Genomic DNA, 17,980 nt, shown 5'->3' on the forward strand with positions numbered 1-17,980 from the left:
TCTCCTGCCCAGCGAGGGCGGCGGGCCCGCCGGGGCTAAGGCCGGAACGACCCGCTGACGAACGTCGAATCGGCGAGGCGGTACGGCGCGCCCATGATCTCCCTGGGCCGCGGCCCGCGCACGAGCTCGCGCGGGAGCTCGTAGGTCTGGTCCATCAGCCGGATCTCGATCGGCCCGGAGTCCTCGACCTCCAGCGACCACTCGATACCTGCCGGCGGCAAACCCATGTAGGTGAACCCCCAGCGGACATCGCGCTTCGCGTCGGCCGCGCGACCCCGCTCCTCCACGCCCTTTCCGTCCACCTCGGCGCGGATCACCCGGTTCGGGGACGTCACCTCGGCGAACAGCCAGGGGGCTCCCCGGGATGAGGCGACGCGGAGCCGGAGCGCCCGCACGCCGTCGCGCCGGACATCGCCGAGCACCGTGAGCGACGGCGCCGGCAGGGCGAGGGCCGGCGCCTCGCCCTGGCGCGTCACGCGCACGAACGGCACGGCGAACGAGGGCGCCTGCCCGCGATCGTCCGGAAAGTACGCGGCGGTCCACGGGTCGAGGTCTCGGTCGGCCGAGAGCCAGTGGGCCTCCCCGGCGGCGGTGTCGACCGCGTAGGCGAGGCTCGCCGGTCGGGGCCGCGCCTCGGTGAAGCCCGTGGTGGCGCAGGCGACGAGGAGCGCCGTGAGGCCGGAGACGCCGAACGCGAGCGAGAGCCGCGGCGAGCGGCCGCCGCCGAGCAGCTCGGCGTGCGGCAGGAAGAGCCCGAAGACGAGCGCGACGGCGAGGGCTGGCACCGCCGCCTTCGGCAGGCCCAGCGCGACGAAGAACAGGTACGGGCCGGGCACGGCCAGCGCGACCGCCGGCACCGCGGTCGCAACGAGGACCGCGGCGTCCGCGAGCGTGGGCGGGGCGTCGCCGCGCCGGATCGTCACCGCCGCGAGCCCGAGCAGGGCGAACGCGAGCGGCCAGGCGAAGTAGAAGCTGGCGCCCGGCATGAGCAGGCTGGCCGCGGCGAGGAGCAACAGCCACAGGAGCAGCGCGCCGAGGGCGAGCTCGCACGCGCCGAGCCGCCGCCGGAACAACCGGTAGCCCGCCGCGGAGGCCGCCAGCGCGACCAGCGCGAGCGCGAGCCGGTACGCGGGCGCGTTGTACGGCTCGAACGGCATCACCCGGAGGGCCGGGTGCACGCTGCGGAGGATCCACGCGAGCCCGCCCACGGCCGCGGCGACGCCGAGGAGCAGCGCCAGGAAGGCGAGCAGCCCCGCGGCGATCCCGCCCGGCGAGGCGGCCCGCCGCCGCACCGCGTGGAGCACCACGCCCGCGAACAGGCAGGTGACCAGCGCGGCGATCGGGAGCGTCCAGCCGATCGGGTGCGAGACGAGGTGGGCGCCCCACGTGTTGAAGTACACCGCATCTCCGCGCCCGGGATCCCGCAGGTCGAGCGCGCCGAAGCGCCGCGCGAGCGAGAGCGCGTAGTCGCCGGCGTGCTGCACGCTCCGGAGGTCGAGGTTGCCCACGGTGTCGGACGGGGCGTGGTAGTGCGCGGCGGCGTCGGAGAAGGCGAAGTTCAGCCCGGGGATCCCGGCCCGCTTGAAGACGCTGAGATCGGTGCTGTGGCCCATGCGCCGCGCGACCTCGGGGAAGAGCGACGACGCCACCGGGTAGGCCGCGGCGCTGGCGAGCTCGCGGACGGGGAAGGCGTCGCCGGGCCCGGTGTCGAACATCGCGACCACACCGCCGGCGCCGCGGGCGTCGAAGTTGAGCGCGATCCCCACCTCGCCGCGCAGCGGGTGCTCGTCCATGAACGCCTTGCCCCCGAGGACGCCCCCCTCCTCCGCGTCGGTGAACAGGAGCAGCACGTCGTTGCGCAGCGGGGGGCCGCTCTTCAGGGCGCGCAGCGCCTCCAGGAGCGCCGCCACCCCGCTGCCGTCATCGGCGGCGCCCGGGCTCCCGGGCACCGAGTCGTAGTGCGCGACGAGCGCGACCGCCCGGGTGCTGTCCGCGCCCGGCAGCCGCGCCACGATGTTCTCGACGTGCGCCGCGTCGTACGGCAGGCCCCACTGCCGGCTGAGGACCGAGGCGCGCTGGACCTCGGGCTGCACGCCGAGCTTCGAGAGCTCCGCGAGCAGGTAGTCGCGCGCCCGCCGGTGGCCCGCCGAGCCGGTGGGGCGCGGCTCGGCGGCGATGTGCACGAGGTGCGCCCTGGCCCGCTCGGCCGAGAACACCTCGGGCGGCGCGCTCGCCGGGACGACGTCGGGAGGGCTCAGCTGCGCGATGCGGAGCGCGACCAGCGCGAGGAGCGCGAGGAGCGCGAGGGCCGCGGCGAGGCGAGGAGACCACGCCATGGCGGTCGGTCGGCCTCAGCGCAGCGGCGCCGGAGGCTCCCCCTGGGCGACGTCGTCCTCGGGCCTGCGCGCGAGGCGCGCGGCCGCGCGCCGGTAGAGCTCCGTGAGCGGCGCGCGGTGCGCGGCGAGGAGCGCCGTCACCCCGGCCAGCCACAGGAGCACGAGCGGCACGAGCGCCGAGGAGGTCGTGTAGACGAGCACGGGGCGGAAGGCGCGCTCGCGCGTGACGAGCTCGCGGCGCGCTCGTAAGGCCCGCTCGTAGTCCGGGAGCGACAGCGCGACCGGTGTCACCCCCTCCAGCACCGCGCCTCCGGGGGCGAGCGCGCCGCCGCCCTTGGCCAGATCGTCGTCCTTGGCCCTGCGCACGGCGGCGGGCGCCGGCGCCGCCGACTCGCTGTACGTCGAGTTCCAGCGCTCCGCCCTGTAGCTCCTCGCCGAGACGGCGAAGAGCCCGACCAGGAGCGCCAGGCCGCCCAGGCCGAGCAGCACCACCATCGCGGCGGCGCGGCCACGGCCTCCGAGGAGCCGCCCCGCGAGCCACGCCGCCACGGCCGTCGCGATGCCGACCAGCAGCGCCACGAACGTGGCGGGCGCCAGGAACCACAGGCCCGCCATGAGCACCCCGCCCAGCGCGCGCAGCGCGCGCACGCGCCCGCGGCTCGCCGCCCCGCCGGGGCGGACGGCGATCCACGCGGCCACGAAGCCGATCGCCACCGCGAAGGCGTCGCCGGCGTCCGCGAACCACACCGGCCGGTCGCCGCCGAGCAGCGCGAGCGGCACCACGCGATCGGGCAGCCCGACCGTCAGCGCCACCTCGCTCGCGGTGAGCGGGTAGCTCGGCATCGGCAGCTCCAGGGTCCCTCCGAGCGAGTGCACCGCCGCCTGCGCCAGCGACTGCACCCGGATCGTGTGGCTCCCCGTCTGCAGCGGCACGAGGACCTCCTCCGCGGCCTTGCCCTGGTGCATGATCCGCTGCGCCTTCCCGTCGGTGGCGAGGTAGATCGGCCGCCCGCCCGGCGCGTAGGTCAGGTAGTCGATGCCGTTGTTCTCGTAGGTGAGCGCGTCGTCGGCCACGAGGTCTCCACGCTCGGTCAGGACCAGGGTGCGGCGGTGGTCGCGCACCACCGCGGCGAGGACCTCGACCCCCGAGAGCGGCTCGACCGCGACCTCGACGCGCTGCCCTCGCTGCACGAGCAGGAGCCGCGACGTCGCCTGGGTCCGCGGGATGGGCGACTCGGCGGCGTCGACCTGGCGCGCGTCGCCCTTCACCGTGAGGCGGTGCTCCGCGTCGGACTCGAACAGCCACCACTCGTAGGCGGAGCGCGGATCGGGCGAGAAGGCCCCGACGTTCGGGAGCGTGCCCGAGATCTTCATCTCCGCGGCGCGGCCCGAGGTGGGCAGCACGAGCTCGCCGCCCTCGACCCGGAAGCCGCTCGCGCCCGCGACGTCGAGCACCTTCTCCCCGAACGCCAGCGGCAGGCGCACGACGCCGAGGTCGCTGCCCGACCGCATGACGAGCCGGTACTCGAAGCCGATCTCCCGACCGACCCGCACCGCGCGCGACAGCTGGAAGACCGTGGGGCCCGCGCTCGCGCCCGCTTCGCCCCCCGCGCCGCCGTCGGGGGTGAAGTGGAGCGTCGCCCCGCGGAGCCCCGAGAGCCGCGCGCCCTCGGCGACGGAGCCGCCGGTGATGTCGGCCTCGAACGTGTTGAGCGGACCGGCGACCAGGAGCGTGAGGTCGCCCTCGAGCCACAGGCTGCCCCGGAGCACGAAGCGGCGCGCGGCCGTCCAGAGGTAGTAGTGGTCGTCCTCGAAGCTGATCGGCGCGGCCTCGCGGCGCGACGCGGGCCGTCCATCGTCGAGCGTGGCCTCGATGCGGAGGTGCGCCGGCGGCCCGAAGAGCGGCACGGCCACGGGGCGGTCCGTGAGCACGCCGCCCGAGAGCTCGAACTGGAGCGGCCCCTCGCCCACCGCGCCCGTGATGCGCAGCCGATCGAGCGCGTAACAGCGCTCCTCGCAGCCCCCCGAACCGCCGCGCTGGTCGACCCAGCGAGAGAGCATCTCCAGCTGTCCAGCCCACGAGTCCGGCGGCGGCCCGTGCGCCTGCGCCTGCGCCGCGGCGCCCTTCGCCGCGGGCGTCGCCGGCGCCGGGCCCGCCGCAGGCGCCGCCGTCGGCGCGTCAGGCGCCTGCCCCATCGAGAGCGACGGAACGACGAGCAGCGACAGCACCACGAGAAGCCACAACAGCGTTGGTGGCGTGGCCTTGTTCCAGCGCGCGAGCGACATAGGGTGACTCCCTTCCTTGACCTGCCGAGCGAACGCGATGGCCGCCGCAGCGTCCTCATCAAACAACCTAGGGAAAAACGACGGCAACAAAATCGACATGAGGCCTTGACAGTTAACGCGTCGCGTCGCAGTGTCGTGGCGTCGCGATTGTGCCTCCGACGAAGCCACGAGGTGGCTCTGTTCGCGGGCACGGCCGTGCGGCGGGGCGCCCCTCGCTCCAGTGCACATCGCGTCTGGCGAGCCCGCGAGAGCGGGCGACGCGCGGGGCACGGGGGTCAACGCTGGATTCATCATTTCTGTACGCCCGCGGTCGTCGCGGGGGGACATACCGAAGTGGGAGGCAGACCATGAGTGAGACCCAGAGCATCACGGAGCCGAAGGCCGAGAACAGCGTGAACGGGAGCGCCGGGCCCGCGCAGGCGGCGGACGCCAGCGCCGGGGCGGCGGTCAAGCCGCCGTTCGTCGAGACGCTGCGCGAGCTGGGCACCTCCTGGGCAGGGGTGGCCATCGGTTACGGGCGGATCGCGCTCGAGGGCGCCGCGCGCGCCCTCGAACGATCGGCGGGGAAGCTCGGCGAGCTTCAAGAGAAGCTCAAGAAGGGCGAAGTGGCCGCAGCGGAAGGCGCCCGCTGAGCGCCCCCTCCGGCGCGCCGCCGAGGAGCGCCCATCATGGCGCTTCTGGCGGCGCCGGGACCGGCGCGCCGGTGATGCCGACGGCAACAGCATAGATCGAGCCGGCCGCGCCTCCGACGTAAAGGGTCCTCGTATCGAACCCCGGGCCCGCTCCGAACTGCGCATTGGCCACCCCGGTGGGGAAGCGCGCCAGCAGCTCGGCCTCCCCCAGGGCGGCGCCGCCCGCGTCGAGCCTCACACGATAGAGGTTCCGGTTCTCGCTATCGACCGTGTAGAGGTGACCACACGTATCGAGAACGAGTCCGTCGAGCACGGACGAGGCGACCGTGACCACGAGCGAGGGAGGTTCGCCAGGGTTGTTCAGGTCGATCTTGCGGATCTCGCCGGCAGAGGAGTTGGTGTAGAAAACCGCCCATCGCGCCGGGTCGAAGACGATTCCGTTCGGCTCGCTCACCTCGGGGGCGCCGCTCGCGATCTCGTCGATCGTGGCATCGGGGTTGAGGCGGATCACCCGATCGCCCGCGAGGTCGGTCGCCCAGACGTTGCCCAGCGCGTCCGGAGCGAGGCCGTTCGGGTCCGTGAGGCCTGTCACGTAGTCGTCGACCATTCCGGTCGCCGAGATCTGGACGACGGCGCCCAGCTCCGGCCGCGCCGCCACGAGGGTCCCGTCGGGCCGGTACCGGAGCCCGGGCACGGGGCCCGGCAGCGACGCGAAGTTCGAGGTCCGGCCCGTGGCGTCGAAGCGGATGAGGTTCGGCCCCCGCTTGGCGACGAGGTAGCCGCGGCCGTCGAACACGAAATCCTCGCTGCCGCTGAACTCGGCCGCGACCAGCGCCGGCTCGAAGGGCCCGGGCGCGAGCGCCGCGCACTCGCCGCTCGGCCCCGCGCCCGCGCCCGCGCCGACTGCCGCCCCGCCGCCTTCTCCGGCGCCCACACCCGCGCCGCCGCCCTCTCCGGCGCCCACAGCCGCGCCGCCGCCCTCTCCGGTGCTCGTGGCCGCGCCGCCGCCTTCGCCGGCGCCCGCGCTCGCCCCGCTGCTCGACGCGGCGCCGACGCGGCCGCCGCTGCACGCCGGCGGCGCCCCGAGCAGGAGCAGCGCCCAGCCGAGCAGCCGGTACCCTCTCTTCATCTATCTCGCCTCCTCGCCGCGCACACTACACGCCGCCCCCCGCATTGCCTACGGTCGACGGCGCGCGCCCGGGGCGCGAAGGCGGCCGGCGCGACGCGCCGTCGGAGCGTGGCGGGGCGGGGTGGCCCGTGAGCGCAGCGCGGCGCGCCTAGCGCCGCGAGACGATGACGACGCCGGCGCCGACGATGGCCGCCGCGGCCCAGGTCGTCGCGGAGGCCCGCTCGCCGCCGAGCAGGACGCCGAGCGCGATGGCGACGATCGGGTTCACATACGCGTAGCTCGTCGCGATCGCCGGGCGCGTGCTCCGGAGCAGGTACGTGTACGCGCTGAGGGCCACGATCGATCCGAACACCGCCAGATAGGCGAGCGCGAGGAGCGACCGCGATGAGGGCGCCGCCTCGAGGTGCTCGCCCGAGAGCGCGCTCACCCCGAGCATCACCGCGCCGCCCGCGAGCATCTCCGCCGCGACCGCCATCGGCCCTTCCGGGAGCGGCAGCGAGCGGCTGTACAGCGAGCCGAGCGCCCACGACACGGGGGCCAGCAAGATGAGCAGGGCCCCGGCGTGCGCCGCGTGGAGATCGCCGCCGAGGTGGAGGAGCGCCGCGCCCGCGAACCCGACCAGGAGCCCGATCCACTCGCGCCGGGAGACCGCCGGGGCGCCGGCGGGCGCGCCGCCGGCGGCGCTCCGGCCTCGCGCGGTGGCGAAGAGCGCCAGCCAGAGCGGCATCGTGGACACCACGACCGCGGCGACGCCCGAGCTCACCCACTGCTGCGAGACGACGACGAACCCGTTGCCGAAGACGAGCAGCAGCACCCCGACCTGCGCCGCCGCGCCCCACTGCCGCAGCGTCGGGCGAGGGGCGCCGCGCAGCCGGAGCACGCCGTAGAGCAGCGCGCCCGCCGTCATGAAGCGCGTCCCGGCCAGCAAGAAGGGCGGCATCGTCTCGAGCGCGACCGAGACCGCCAGGTACGTCGAGCCCCAGATCACGTACAGCGCGAGGAGCGAGAGCAGCACCAGCCAGCTCCCCCGCGCCTTCGCCAGCGCCGCGCGCAGCGTCTTCCCTGCCTCGCCTCTCGCCACCGCGATCTGCGCCGGCTCGAGCGCCTCCACCACGAGGAGCCCGCGCCCCTCGCCTCCATAGCTGGAGCCGGCCTCCAGCACCACGTCCTCCGGCGCCCCCTCGCGGGTGATCCAGACCGCGCCGGCGGTACAGCTCAGGAGCAGCGGGCCGCCCCGCAGGCGGTGCGTCCACAGGCGACCCTTCCCGAGCTCGATCCGTGACGGCTCCAGGAGGCGCGATGGCGGCTCCGAAACAAGTGAGGTCAATTTCATGCCCCGAAGGGTGGGGTCAAGCGAGCGACCGGTACAGAGGCAGTCGGCCGGTAATTGAGGCCAGTACAGTTTCCGGAACAGGCGACTGTGCTGGTCCTCACGCCCCGCAGCTGTACCGGTACCGCAGGGCCCGCCCGGCTGTACACTTCGTCTCGTGCAGGTGCAGGCGCCCATCGAGCCGGAGGACGAGGCCCACCTCTACGACCGCGTCGCCGCGCACGTCGCGGATCTGATCGCGCGCGGCGCGCTGCGGCCGGGCGACCGGATCCCGTCGGTGCGGCGGCTCAGCCGGCAGCAGGGGGTCAGCGTCGCGACGGTGCTGCAGGCGTACATGCAGCTCGAGAACCGCGGGCTCATCGAGGCGCGCCCGCAGTCGGGGCACTATGTCCGCGCCCGCCGGGGCGCGGCGCTGCCCGAGCCCCGGGCCGCGCGCGCCTGCACGACCGCCACGCGGGTCAGCGTGAAGAGCCTCGTCTCCAAGGTCTACCGGGCGTGCCGGGACCCGCACATCGTCCCGTTCGGCGCGGCGTGCCCGAGCCCGGAGCTCCTGCCGACCGACAAGCTGAACCGGATCCTCAGCGCGATCGCGCGGAGCGCGGGCGGCGCCGGCGTCTCGTACGATCCGCCGCCCGGCCTGCCGGCGTTGCGGCGGCAGATCGCCCGGCGCTCGGTCGAGTGGGGCGTCGCGCTCTCCCCCGACGACATCGTGACGACGGTCGGCGCCATGGAGGCGCTCCACCTCTGCCTGCGCGCGGTCGCCCGCCGGGGCGACACGGTCGCGCTGGAGTCGCCGGCGTACTACGGGCTCCTCCAGCTCATCGAGAGCCTCGGCATCAAGGCGCTCGAGGTCCCGTCGCACCCCCGCACCGGCATGGACCTCGACGTCCTCGAGGAGATGCTGGGCCGCCACCGCATCAAGGCGTGCCTCGCGATCCCGAACTTCAACAACCCCCTCGGCAGCGCCATGCCCGACGAGGCGAAGGAGCGCCTCGTCGCGATGCTCGCGCGCCGCGAGGTGCCGCTCATCGAGGACGACATCTACGGCGACGTGCACTTCGGCGACGTCCGCCCCCGCCCCGCCAAGGCGTTCGACAAGAAGGGCCTCGTGATGCTCTGCTCGTCGTTCACGAAGACGGTGGCGCCGGGCTACCGGGTCGGCTGGACGGCGCCCGGCCGCTTCCTCGACGAGGTCGAGCAGCTCAAGTTCGCGCAGAGCGTGGCGACCGCGACGCTGCCGCAGATGGCGATCGCCGAGTTCCTCGAGATCGGCGGGTACGACCACCACCTGCGGACGCTCCGGCGCCGGCTCGCCGCCCAGATCGCGCGCATGAGCGAGGCGATCGCCGAGCACTTCCCGCCCGGCACCCGCGTCTCGCGCCCCGCCGGCGGCTTCGTGCTCTGGGTCGAGCTGCCGTCCGGCACGAGCGCGCTCGACGTGCACGAGCGCGCGCTCGAGCACGGCATCAGCGTCGCGCCGGGGCCGATCTTCTCGGCCAAGCACCGCTTCTCGAACTACATCCGGGTGAACTGCGGCTACCCGTTCACGGAGCTCAGCGAGCACGCGGTCCGGACGCTCGGACGGATCTGCGCCGAGACCGCCGAGGGATGACGCGGTGGACGGCCGCGGCCCCGGCGGCGGCCGGCGCGCCCTGGATGCCGTACCCGCGCTGAAGTAGAACCTCCCCTCTCGATCGAGCGCCCGCCCCGACGAGCCCAACGCCTTGCGCCCCCGACATCCCGCGTCCCTTCCTTCGCCCGCGCCCCCGCCGACGCCCGCGCTGCGGCCTGCGCTCCCGATCCTGCCTGCGCGCCGCCCGCCCGAGCCCGCCCGCGCCGCGGCTCCATCGCCCGCCCGCGCGGCCTGGGCGCTCGCGGCCTCGCTCGCCGTCCTGCCTGCCTGCGGCGCCGGGGCGATCGCCTCGCCGGGCGCGCCGGCGCCGGAGACGCTGCGCGCGCTGCCGGATCGCATCGACGGCAGCACCCTCCTCGGCGGGGACGCGCAGCGCGCAGCGCAGGCGGGCGCGAGCGCGCTCCGGGTGATCGGCGCGGACATGGCGTCCGACGGCGATCGGCTCGGCGCCTTCGTCGAGGTGCCCGCCGGCGAGTGCATGCTCGCGATGGCGCGTGTCTCGCCGACGATCAGCGACGTCGACCTGTTCGCCTTCGAGGACGACGGCAGCGCCTTCTCGACGGACGAGGCCGCCGACGCGCGCGCGTCCATCCTCGTCTGCCCGCCGCACCCGCGGAGGCTCTATGTCATGGCGCGCGTGATGTCGGGCGCCGGGGCGGTGAGCGTCGGCGTGCAGAGCGTCCCGGTCAAGGCGGCCGACGCGGTCGCCCGCGCCGTCGGCGCGCGCGGCAGGTCCGGCGACGAGAGCGGGCGCCTCGAGTCGTGGCCCGGCCTGGAGGCGAAGATCAGGGCGCGCCGCGCCGCGGTCGGCGCGCGCTGGGACGACGTCCGGCGCGTCGCGCTGCCCGTCGGATCGAGGACCGCGAGCCGGATCGGCGCCACCCTCGACGGCGGCCGCTGCCTCGACGTGCTCGTCTCCCCGAGCGACGAGGTCGCCTCGCTCGAGGTGGTCGCGGAGGACGAGACCGGCAGGGTCGTCGCGCGCGCGCGCGAGCGGGGCCAGGATCGCTCGCTGCTCCTCTGCTCGGCGGTCTCCGTCGAGCTCTCGATCGCGATCCGCTCGCGCGGCACGCAGGGCCTCGTGGCCGTGGTCGTGGGCCGCTCGCAGCCGGGCGCCGAGGCGGAGATCTCCGGCGCCACGCCGATCGAGCGCGTGACCGAGGGCCGCGACCTCGCCGAGGCGCGGGCGGACCACGCCCGCGCGCTCGCCGGCCGGGGCTACGGCGCGCCGCGCGTGTCGACCGGGGCCGCGCGGCTCGGCAGCCGGACGACGCTGCCGATCGAGCTGCCGGCCGGCTGCGCGCGGATCGACGTGCTGGCCGGCAAGCCGCTCGCCGACGTGCTCGCGGAGCTCTGGAGCGAGGGCCACGCCCTCCTCGGCCGCGCCCGGGGCGGCGCCCGGGCGACGCTCTTCACCTGCGGGCGCGGCGGCCCCGCCCGCGTCGACGTCGAGTCGATGGCGCAGCCTGGCCCGTTCGCCGTGGAGGTCCGCAAGGAGCCCGAGGCCCCGCCGGCGCTCGTCGCCCGTCCGCTCGCCGCCGCGAGGCTGCTCGGGCGCATGAGCGCCGCCGGCCCCGCCGACGCCGCGGGGGCGGCCGGCGCGCAGGCGGTGGCGCTCGACGCCGCGCGCCTCAAGATCCTCCCGCTCCCGATCCCGGCCAACACGTGCGCCGAGGTGATCGCGGCGCTCGACGCCGACGGCGCGGGCGTCGACCTGCGGCTCGTCGACACCTCGACGGGCGAGAGCTCGCTCGCCAGGGCGCGGCACGTCGTGTCCGACAGCCGCTGCGCCGGCCCGGCGGCCGTCCCCGCGTCGATCGAGCTGCGCCTCGCGGACGGCAAGGGAGACGCCCTCGTGCTGATCCGCACCTCGCCCAGGTCGCGCTGAGTGAGCAGGCGCGGCGGGCGGTCGAGCGCTCGCGCACGAACGCTCGACCGCCCGCCGCGCCTTGACAGCGGAACCCCCCGAGCCCTCAGATAACGGCCGAGGGGCCGTTCGATGTCCTCGGGTCGCTTCGCCATCGCCACGCACGCCCTCGCGCTGCTCGCCCAGGCCGACGAGAGCTGCGCGAGCGACGCGCTGTCGGCGAGCATCAACACGAACCCGGCCTTCCTGCGGCGCATCCTCGCGCGGCTGTCGCAGGCCGGGCTCATCGAGGCGCGGGAGGGCCGCTCGGGCGGCTATCGCCTGGCGAGGCCGGCGAAGAAGATCCGGCTGAGCGAGGTGTACGCCGCCGTCGAGCCGGAAGGCGCCATCGCGCCGAGCCCGTGCGAGCCGAACGCGAGGTGCCCGATCGGGTCGGGGATCCAGCGGGCGTTCGACGAGGTCGCGGAGGCGGCCAACGCAGGGCTGCTGCGCGGCCTCGCGCAGAAGACCGTCGCGGACATCGCGCTCCGGGCGCAGCACCTCGGCCGCCCGGCGCCTGCGCCGGTCAAGGCCGGCTGATCGCGGAGGCGCCTGGCCGCGCGGCGACGCCGCGCCGGCCCCCTGCCCGGGACACACGCGAGGCCGCCATCCCTGCGGGCGGCCGAGCCGCTCCCCTGGCAGAAACTGAAACCGTGCATATAACAGTTGGAGCGAGCGTGGCTGTCGAGGATCGCGCCGGCATCGGGCCGGCGCATCGCGGCCAGGGCCCGCTCAATCCCGAGACAACCGAAAGGACAGCGCCATGGGCAGCAGCCATGTCATCGAAGTCAACGACCTGAATTTCGCGCAGGAGGTCCTGCAGACGGACACGCCGGTGCTCGTGGACTTCTCGGCATCCTGGTGCGCCCCCTGCAAGCGGCTCGCGCCGATCGTCGATGAGATCGCCGCCGAGACGGCGGGCGAGGTCAAGGTGGTCAAGCTCGACGTCGACGCCTCGCCCGAGGCCGCGCAGCGCTTCGGCATCCGCGGCCTGCCGACGGTGGTCGCCTTCCAGAAGGGCGAGCCCGTCGGGCGGCACGTCGGCCTCACGAACAAGAAGACGCTGCTCGCGCTCCTCGGACGTTGAGCACGCCGAGCGCGAGCACCTCGAGCGCATCGCGCATCTCTAGCCGCCACCGGCGAACGCCCGCGCCGTGACGTGCCCCACATCGGGCCCCCCTGCGCGACGGAGACGCCACCACAGCGCGCGCCAGGACCGCTGAAAACCCGACATTGACCTGCATTTCGTGAGCGGCACCCGCCTTCACCCCGGCCGCACGGGATGTGCGCGGCGCGCGGCCGTCGCATTGCGCGTCGGCCGTCTTCTACGGACGCAGCATCCCGTTGACATGACCACCCGATACGAGATTTTCTCGTCCGAGGAAGCCCAGCACTCCGCAACGCCGCTCGCTGCCGTCCGTCGAGGCGGTCGAGGGTCGCCACGCGGAGCCCTGCCGATGTGGGTATTTCTGGCACGGCGCGACCGAGCCTGGCTTCCCGGACGCCATGGCCCTGTTCGACGACGACTTCGAGACGCTCGAGCAGCTCCCCGAGATGCGAAAATCTCGCGGAAAGGGCGGAGATTCGCACGGCCAGAGCCCCACCCCCGTGAGCCTCGGCCGCGCCCGCGCGGAGCTCACGGATCTGTCCAGCGACGGCCCCCGCTACGAGATGCGGTCGCTGCTCGGCGTCGGGGGGATGGGCGAGGTCCACTTCTGCAGGGACCGCCGCATCGGCCGCGACGTGGCCATGAAGGTCATCCGCGCCGAGCACCAGGGCGACACGACGCTGCGCCACCGGTTCCTCCGCGAGGCCCGGGTGCAGGGCCAGCTCGAGCACCCGTCGATCGTGCCCGTCTACGACCTCGGCGTGGACAACAAGGGCTCGGCGTACTTCACGATGAAGCGCCTCCGGGGCCTCACGCTGGCGAGGATCCTGAACGAGCTCCGCGAGGGCGACCCGACGGCGCTCCAGAGCTTCTCGCGCCGCAGGCTGCTCACCGCCTTCTCGTCGATCTGCATCGCCGTCGACTTCGCGCACTCGCGCGGCGTGCTCCACCGCGACCTCAAGCCCGCCAACATCATGCTCGGCGACTTCGGCGAGGTGTACCTGCTCGACTGGGGCGTCGCGAAGCTCATCGACACGCCGCTCCAGACGATCGACATGGGCGAAGATCCCATGAGCACGCGGACCATCCCGGGCGACGTGCTCGGGACCCTCGGGTACATGTCGCCGGAGCAGGCGCAGGGGTGCGTCGACACGCTCGACGTGCGCAGCGACATCTACTCGCTCGGCGCGATCCTCTTCGAGCTCCTCACGCTCAAGCCGCTGCACCCGAAGAAGGACCGCACCGAGATGCTCGACTCGCTCCTCCACGGCGCCGACGCGCGGGCGTCGGTGCGCGCGCCCGAGCGCGAGGTGCCGCCGGAGCTCGACGCGATCTGCGTGACGGCGACGCGGCGCGAGCCCTCCGAGCGCTACCCGTCCGCCCGCGCGCTCTACGAGGCGGTCGAGCGGTTCCTCGACGGCGACAAGGACGTGGAGCTCCGCCGCGACCTCGCCGCGCGGCACGCGGGGCTGGCCGAGGAGCGCGTGGCGGAGGCGCTCGCCGGCGGCAAGGAAGCCGAGGGCGCGCGGAAGGCGCTGCTCAGCGAGGTCGGCCAGGCGCTCGCCTTCGATCCGTCCAACGAGCGCGCGCTGGAGACGCTCCGGCGCGTCCTGACCGAGCCGCCTCGCGAGATGCCGGCGGAGGTGCTCGCCGAGCTGGACGCGGCCGCGGCGGCGCGGCACCGGCTGCAGCTGCGCGCGGGCATGCGCGCCGAGCTGCTCGCGACGGCGATCGCGACGCTGGTCGCCGCGGTGTGGCTCGGCATCCGGGAGTGGCAGGTCTTCGCCTTCATCCTGGGCTTCACCGCCCTGGCGGCGCTGATGAAGTTCCTCGCCGCGCGCGTCGTCCACCGCCCGTCCGCGGAGTGGTACGCCTACGCCGGCTTCGTCTTCAACGTGCTCAGCTTCCTGTGCATCGGGCGCGGCTTCGGCCCGCTGCTCTTCATGCCGATGCTGCTCGTCATCCTCACGTACGGCAACTCGTTCACGTACCGGACGGCCTACCGCGTCGCCGTCGTCGTGACCAGCTGCGTCGCGGTGCTGGCCGCCTCGTGGATCGAGTACTCGGGCGTCCTGCCCCGCTCGTACGAGTTCGCGGGCGGCGCGATGGTCATCCTGCCCCAGGCCGTCGAGCACTCGAAGATCGCGACGATGACGGCGCTGACGCTGACGACCCTGTTCATGCTGGTCGTGCCGGCGTTCATGATGGGCCAGCACCAGCACGCGCTGCGCGCCGCGGAGCGACGGGCGTTCCTGCAGGCCTGGCAGCTCCGCCAGCTGCTGCCGGAGCGGGCCCAGCCCGGCGCCGCGGCCGGCCCAGGCCCGGAGCAGGCCCCGCGCCGCCGCCCGAGGCGCCCCCACGCCGCGGGGTGAGCGGGGTCAGTCCATCGGCCAGACCGCGACGACCCAGACCGGCGAGCCGCCGCGCGCGGACACGCGGAGGGCGGCGCTCTCCTCGATCTCGGAGCAGAACGCCACGCCGGCGCTCTCGCCGTTCTCGCCGGCGTCGTCGCGCCCGGCGCGGTCGCCGAGCTCGACGGAGATCCGGAGCGCGCGCAGCTCGCCCCGGGCCAGCGCCGCCGCCGCGAAGTAGCAGCGGCCCGGCTCGACCTGGACCGGGACGAGCGTGTCGCCCTGCGCGCCGATCGCCTCGGTGATCGCCTGCGCGCGCGGCGCGGGCGCGTGGCGGCGGCGCAGCGCGGCGGCCAGGTTGCCCCGGGCGCGCGCGCCGAAGTGAGCCGGCACGAACGCGGACATCGGCCACTGCGCGTCGGACAGCACGACCTTCACCGGCCCCGCGGCCCCGAGGAAGGGCACCTCGACGACCCCCTGCTCGCCCAGACAGAAATCGAGCCGCGCGTCGGGCGCGTCGGACCTGTCGCGATCGAGCAGCCTGCCCGTGGTCCCCTCGCGCGCCTCGGCGTCGAGGTCGGTCGCGCGGCGCAACGCGGCGCTCGGGACCTCGGCCATCAGGTCGAGGCGGTGGCAGCCCTCGGGGAGCTTGACCGAGAACTGCCCCGTCCCGATCGACGAGGCGCGCATGTCGGTCGGAGCGACGCGCGGCGCCCCTTCCGCGAGCGCGCGCCGCGCGGCCCGCGCGACCCGGGCGTCGAGCGGCCCCGGCTCGGAGGGCCGCCCGGGGTCGCCGCGGGGCGCGACGGGCCCGGACGCGCGCTCCGGCAGGATGGCCTCGACGCGCTCCAGCGGCCCGCTCGACGCGGCGACGACGACGTCGAACGCGCTGCGCGTCGACAGCACCTCGATCACCACGCGGCGCAGCCCCTCGCGCTCGGCCCCGCACCGCGTGATGGCCGCGACCCCGGCGACGCTCGGGACGCGGCGGTCGTCCTCGGGCTCCGCGCCGCGCAGCTGCTGGAGGAGGCCCTCGAAGGCGGGGACGCCGCCCGACGGCCCGTCGGGAGAGAGCGTGAACTCCGCCGTGCGCGGCGCGAGGAACGCGGCGGTGAGGCACTCGTCCGCCGCCGCGCCGGCGGCGCCAGCCACGCGGGCCGGGCCGGCGGGCGGATCGATCGCCACGACCCGGGCGCGGCCGTGCTCGAGGAAGATGGGGGAGAGGCGCGCGACGCGCGCGCCCGAGAGCGACCACATCCGCGCCACGCGCGCGGCGTCGTCGCTGAGATCCGCGCGCGCCGGCGTCCCCGCGGAGACGCCGGCGAGCGCGGCGAGGAGCGAGAGGGCCGCCGCGCGCGCGGCCCGCGCCACGCGCGCCATGCCTGATGCCGCGCGGCCCCGCTCGGCGGCGCCGCCCGCCGCGGCCCTCAGGCGCCCGGGGCTACGACGAGCTGCGCATCGACTCGATGAGGATGCGCGCGACCTCCGGACGGGAGAACTCCGGCGGCGGCAGCTCGCCGCGCTGGAGCAGCTCGCGCACCTTCGTCCCGGACAGGTTGACCTGCGTCGACGCATCACCAGGCGCCGTCTTCGCCGTGGCCATCGCGCCGACCACCGTCGAGTAGAACGCGTTCTCGAAGTTGAGCGTGGTGATGCCGAGCTCTCCGGGGCTGAAGGCATTGAAGATCTCCTGCGCGTCGTACGTGCCGTAGTAGCTGCCGACGCCGGCGTGATCGCGCCCCACGATGAAGTGGGAGCAGCCGTAGTTCTTGCGCGCCAGCGCGTGGAAGATCGCCTCGCGCGGCCCCGCGTAGCGCATCGCCGCCGGGTAGATCGAGAGGAGCACGCGGTCCTTCACATAGTACTTCGCGATGAGCTCCTCGTAGCAACGCATCCGCACGTCCGCCGGGATGTCGTCCGACTTGGTCGCGCCGACGAGCGGGTGGATCATCAGGCCGTCGCAGATCTCCAGCGCCGTCTTGGTGATGAACTCGTGCGCCCTGTGGATCGGGTTCCGCGTCTGGAACCCGACGATGCGGCGCCAGCCCTTCTCGGCGAAGTACGCCCGCGTCGTCGCCGGGCTCCGGTCGTACGCCGGGAACGCCGAGTCGACGGGCCGCTCCAGCACGCGGATCTCGCCGCCGAGGTACACGGGGCCCGTGCTCATCAGGTACGCGACGCCCGGGTGCTTCGTCTCGGTCGTCCGGAACACCTCCTGCGCCTCGAGCTCCTTGTTCGGCCGCCACTTGTCGCTCAGCTCGATGACCGCGACGATGCGGCCGTCGCGCGCGCGGAGCGCCGCCTCGGAGCCCACGCGGAGCCCCTCGGCCGCCTGCTCGGAGACGGCGAGCGTGATCGGCATCGACCACGGCAGGCCGCTCTCGAGCCGCATCTCGCGCACGACGCGCAGGTAGTCCTTCGAGTTCATGAAGCCGCGCAGCGGGGAGAACGCCCCGATCGCGATCATCTCGACGTCGCTCTCGGTCCGCTCGTCGAGCTCGATGACCGGCAGCCCCTTCGCCCGCTCCGCGAGCGACGCCTTCGCCGCGCCCTCGACCCACCGGTTCACGAGCTCGCCGCCGTGCGGCGCGATGAGCCCGCGCGCTCCGCCCGCGGCCGCCCCCGCGGCGGCCGCGCCGGACACGGCGACCGCGGCGCCGCGGCGCGGGACGTAGCCGAGCTCCTCGAGCTTGGCGAGGATCTTGGCGAGGCTCTCCTCCTTCGTCTCCTTGCCGGTGTCGACGACCACCTCGGGGCTCTCGGGCGCCTCGTACGGATCGTCGATGCCCGTGAAGTTCTTGATCTCGCCCGCGAGCGCCTTCTTGTAGAGCCCCTTCGCGTCGCGCTCGGCGAGCACGGGGATCTCGCAGGAGCAGAACACCTCGACGAAGTGGGGGATCTGGGCCCGCTGCTCGTCACGGATCGCCTTGTAAGGGCTGATGGCGGCCGTCATCGCGCACGCGCCCGACCGGGCGATGAGCTTCGCCACGTATCCGATTCGCCGGATGTTCGTATCGCGGTCCTCCTTCGAGAACCCGAGGCCCTTCGAGAGGTTGGTGCGCACCTCGTCGCCGTCGAGCACCTCCACGTGGACGGAGCGGGCGCGGAGCTCGGCCGAGAGCATCGCCGCGAGCGTGCTCTTGCCAGCGCCGCTCAAACCGGTGAACCAGACAACAAAACCTGACATTTAGGCAACTCCTTCGATGATCAAGTGACGACTACGGACTCGGCCGCTCCGGGCCTCGGGTGCAGACCCCTCAACGAGCGGA

At 74.5% G+C, this 17,980-nt stretch carries 12 protein-coding genes; 6 read left to right on the plus strand and 6 right to left on the minus strand.

All coding sequences use genetic code 11. The features are described 5' to 3' along the window. Positions 1-35: 35 nt before the first annotated feature. On the minus strand, positions 36-2,336 hold the full coding sequence (locus WMF34_RS29545; RefSeq protein WP_437989903.1) for a M20/M25/M40 family metallo-hydrolase: 2,301 nt from the start codon (positions 2,334-2,336) through the stop codon (positions 36-38). Positions 2,337-2,351: 15 nt separating this feature from the next. Continuing rightward, complete coding sequence (locus WMF34_RS29550; protein WP_012238369.1) at positions 2,352-4,622, minus strand: hypothetical protein; 2,271 nt, start codon at positions 4,620-4,622, stop codon at positions 2,352-2,354. A gap of 347 nt (positions 4,623-4,969) precedes the next feature. Between WMF34_RS29550 and WMF34_RS29555 the strand changes: the two genes are divergently transcribed. Continuing rightward, positions 4,970-5,254, plus strand: coding sequence for a hypothetical protein (locus WMF34_RS29555; protein ID WP_012238370.1), 285 nt, complete (start codon positions 4,970-4,972; stop codon positions 5,252-5,254). A 34-nt stretch (positions 5,255-5,288) separates the two neighbouring features. Here the strand turns inward: WMF34_RS29555 and WMF34_RS29560 are convergent, their stop codons facing one another. After that, a complete protein-coding gene (locus tag WMF34_RS29560) occupies positions 5,289-6,383 on the minus strand; it encodes an SMP-30/gluconolactonase/LRE family protein (protein ID WP_437989904.1) in 1,095 nt (364 codons plus the stop codon). Between the two features lie 148 nt (positions 6,384-6,531). Next, complete coding sequence (yedA, locus tag WMF34_RS29565) at positions 6,532-7,716, minus strand: drug/metabolite exporter YedA (RefSeq protein ID WP_437989905.1); 1,185 nt, start codon at positions 7,714-7,716, stop codon at positions 6,532-6,534. A gap of 154 nt (positions 7,717-7,870) precedes the next feature. Here yedA and WMF34_RS29570 point away from each other — a divergent pair, with 154 nt between their 5' ends. From WMF34_RS29570 to WMF34_RS29590, 5 genes are all read left to right on the plus strand, one after another. Continuing rightward, the gene (locus tag WMF34_RS29570; protein ID WP_012238373.1) at positions 7,871-9,325 is read left to right on the plus strand and encodes a PLP-dependent aminotransferase family protein; all 1,455 of its coding nucleotides are present in this window, start codon (positions 7,871-7,873) and stop codon (positions 9,323-9,325) included. Positions 9,326-9,437: 112 nt separating this feature from the next. Next, a complete protein-coding gene (locus WMF34_RS29575; RefSeq protein WP_437989906.1) occupies positions 9,438-11,234 on the plus strand; it encodes a hypothetical protein in 1,797 nt (598 codons plus the stop codon). 111 nt (positions 11,235-11,345) lie between these two features. Continuing rightward, a complete protein-coding gene (locus tag WMF34_RS29580; protein WP_012238375.1) occupies positions 11,346-11,792 on the plus strand; it encodes an Rrf2 family transcriptional regulator in 447 nt (148 codons plus the stop codon). Positions 11,793-12,015: 223 nt separating this feature from the next. Beyond that, complete coding sequence (gene trxA / locus WMF34_RS29585) at positions 12,016-12,339, plus strand: thioredoxin (protein ID WP_012238376.1); 324 nt, start codon at positions 12,016-12,018, stop codon at positions 12,337-12,339. A gap of 419 nt (positions 12,340-12,758) precedes the next feature. Beyond that, a complete protein-coding gene (locus tag WMF34_RS29590) occupies positions 12,759-14,732 on the plus strand; it encodes a serine/threonine protein kinase (RefSeq protein ID WP_437989907.1) in 1,974 nt (657 codons plus the stop codon). 6 nt (positions 14,733-14,738) lie between these two features. Here WMF34_RS29590 and WMF34_RS29595 read toward each other — a convergent pair whose 3' ends face one another. Both WMF34_RS29595 and sat read right to left on the minus strand, forming a co-directional pair. Then, a complete protein-coding gene (locus WMF34_RS29595) occupies positions 14,739-16,091 on the minus strand; it encodes a hypothetical protein (protein WP_012238378.1) in 1,353 nt (450 codons plus the stop codon). 61 nt (positions 16,092-16,152) lie between these two features. Next, entirely contained in the window at positions 16,153-17,898 is a 1,746-nt protein-coding gene (sat, locus tag WMF34_RS29600; RefSeq protein ID WP_012238379.1) for a sulfate adenylyltransferase, read from the minus strand. Between the last annotated feature and the right edge of the window lie 82 nt (positions 17,899-17,980).

Source organism: Sorangium sp. So ce145, assembly GCF_051525985.1.
In the GTDB taxonomy this organism is placed as follows: Bacteria; Myxococcota_A; Polyangia; order Polyangiales; family Polyangiaceae; genus Sorangium; species Sorangium cellulosum_B.

Bases quoted from the DNA above. Each gene is read 5' to 3' on its own strand.
- WMF34_RS29545 (WP_437989903.1), bottom strand. From the start codon at position 2,336: ATGGCGTGGTCTCCTCGCCTCGCCGCGGCCCTCGCGCTCCTCGCGCTC.
- WMF34_RS29550 (WP_012238369.1), bottom strand. From the start codon at position 4,622: ATGTCGCTCGCGCGCTGGAACAAGGCCACGCCACCAACGCTGTTGTGG.
- WMF34_RS29555 (WP_012238370.1), top strand. From the start codon at position 4,970: ATGAGTGAGACCCAGAGCATCACGGAGCCGAAGGCCGAGAACAGCGTG.
- WMF34_RS29560 (WP_437989904.1), bottom strand. From the start codon at position 6,383: ATGAAGAGAGGGTACCGGCTGCTCGGCTGGGCGCTGCTCCTGCTCGGG.
- yedA (WP_437989905.1), bottom strand. From the start codon at position 7,716: ATGAAATTGACCTCACTTGTTTCGGAGCCGCCATCGCGCCTCCTGGAG.
- WMF34_RS29580 (WP_012238375.1), top strand. From the start codon at position 11,346: ATGTCCTCGGGTCGCTTCGCCATCGCCACGCACGCCCTCGCGCTGCTC.
- trxA (WP_012238376.1), top strand. From the start codon at position 12,016: ATGGGCAGCAGCCATGTCATCGAAGTCAACGACCTGAATTTCGCGCAG.
- WMF34_RS29590 (WP_437989907.1), top strand. From the start codon at position 12,759: ATGGCCCTGTTCGACGACGACTTCGAGACGCTCGAGCAGCTCCCCGAG.
- WMF34_RS29595 (WP_012238378.1), bottom strand. From the start codon at position 16,091: ATGGCGCGCGTGGCGCGGGCCGCGCGCGCGGCGGCCCTCTCGCTCCTC.
- sat (WP_012238379.1), bottom strand. From the start codon at position 17,898: ATGTCAGGTTTTGTTGTCTGGTTCACCGGTTTGAGCGGCGCTGGCAAG.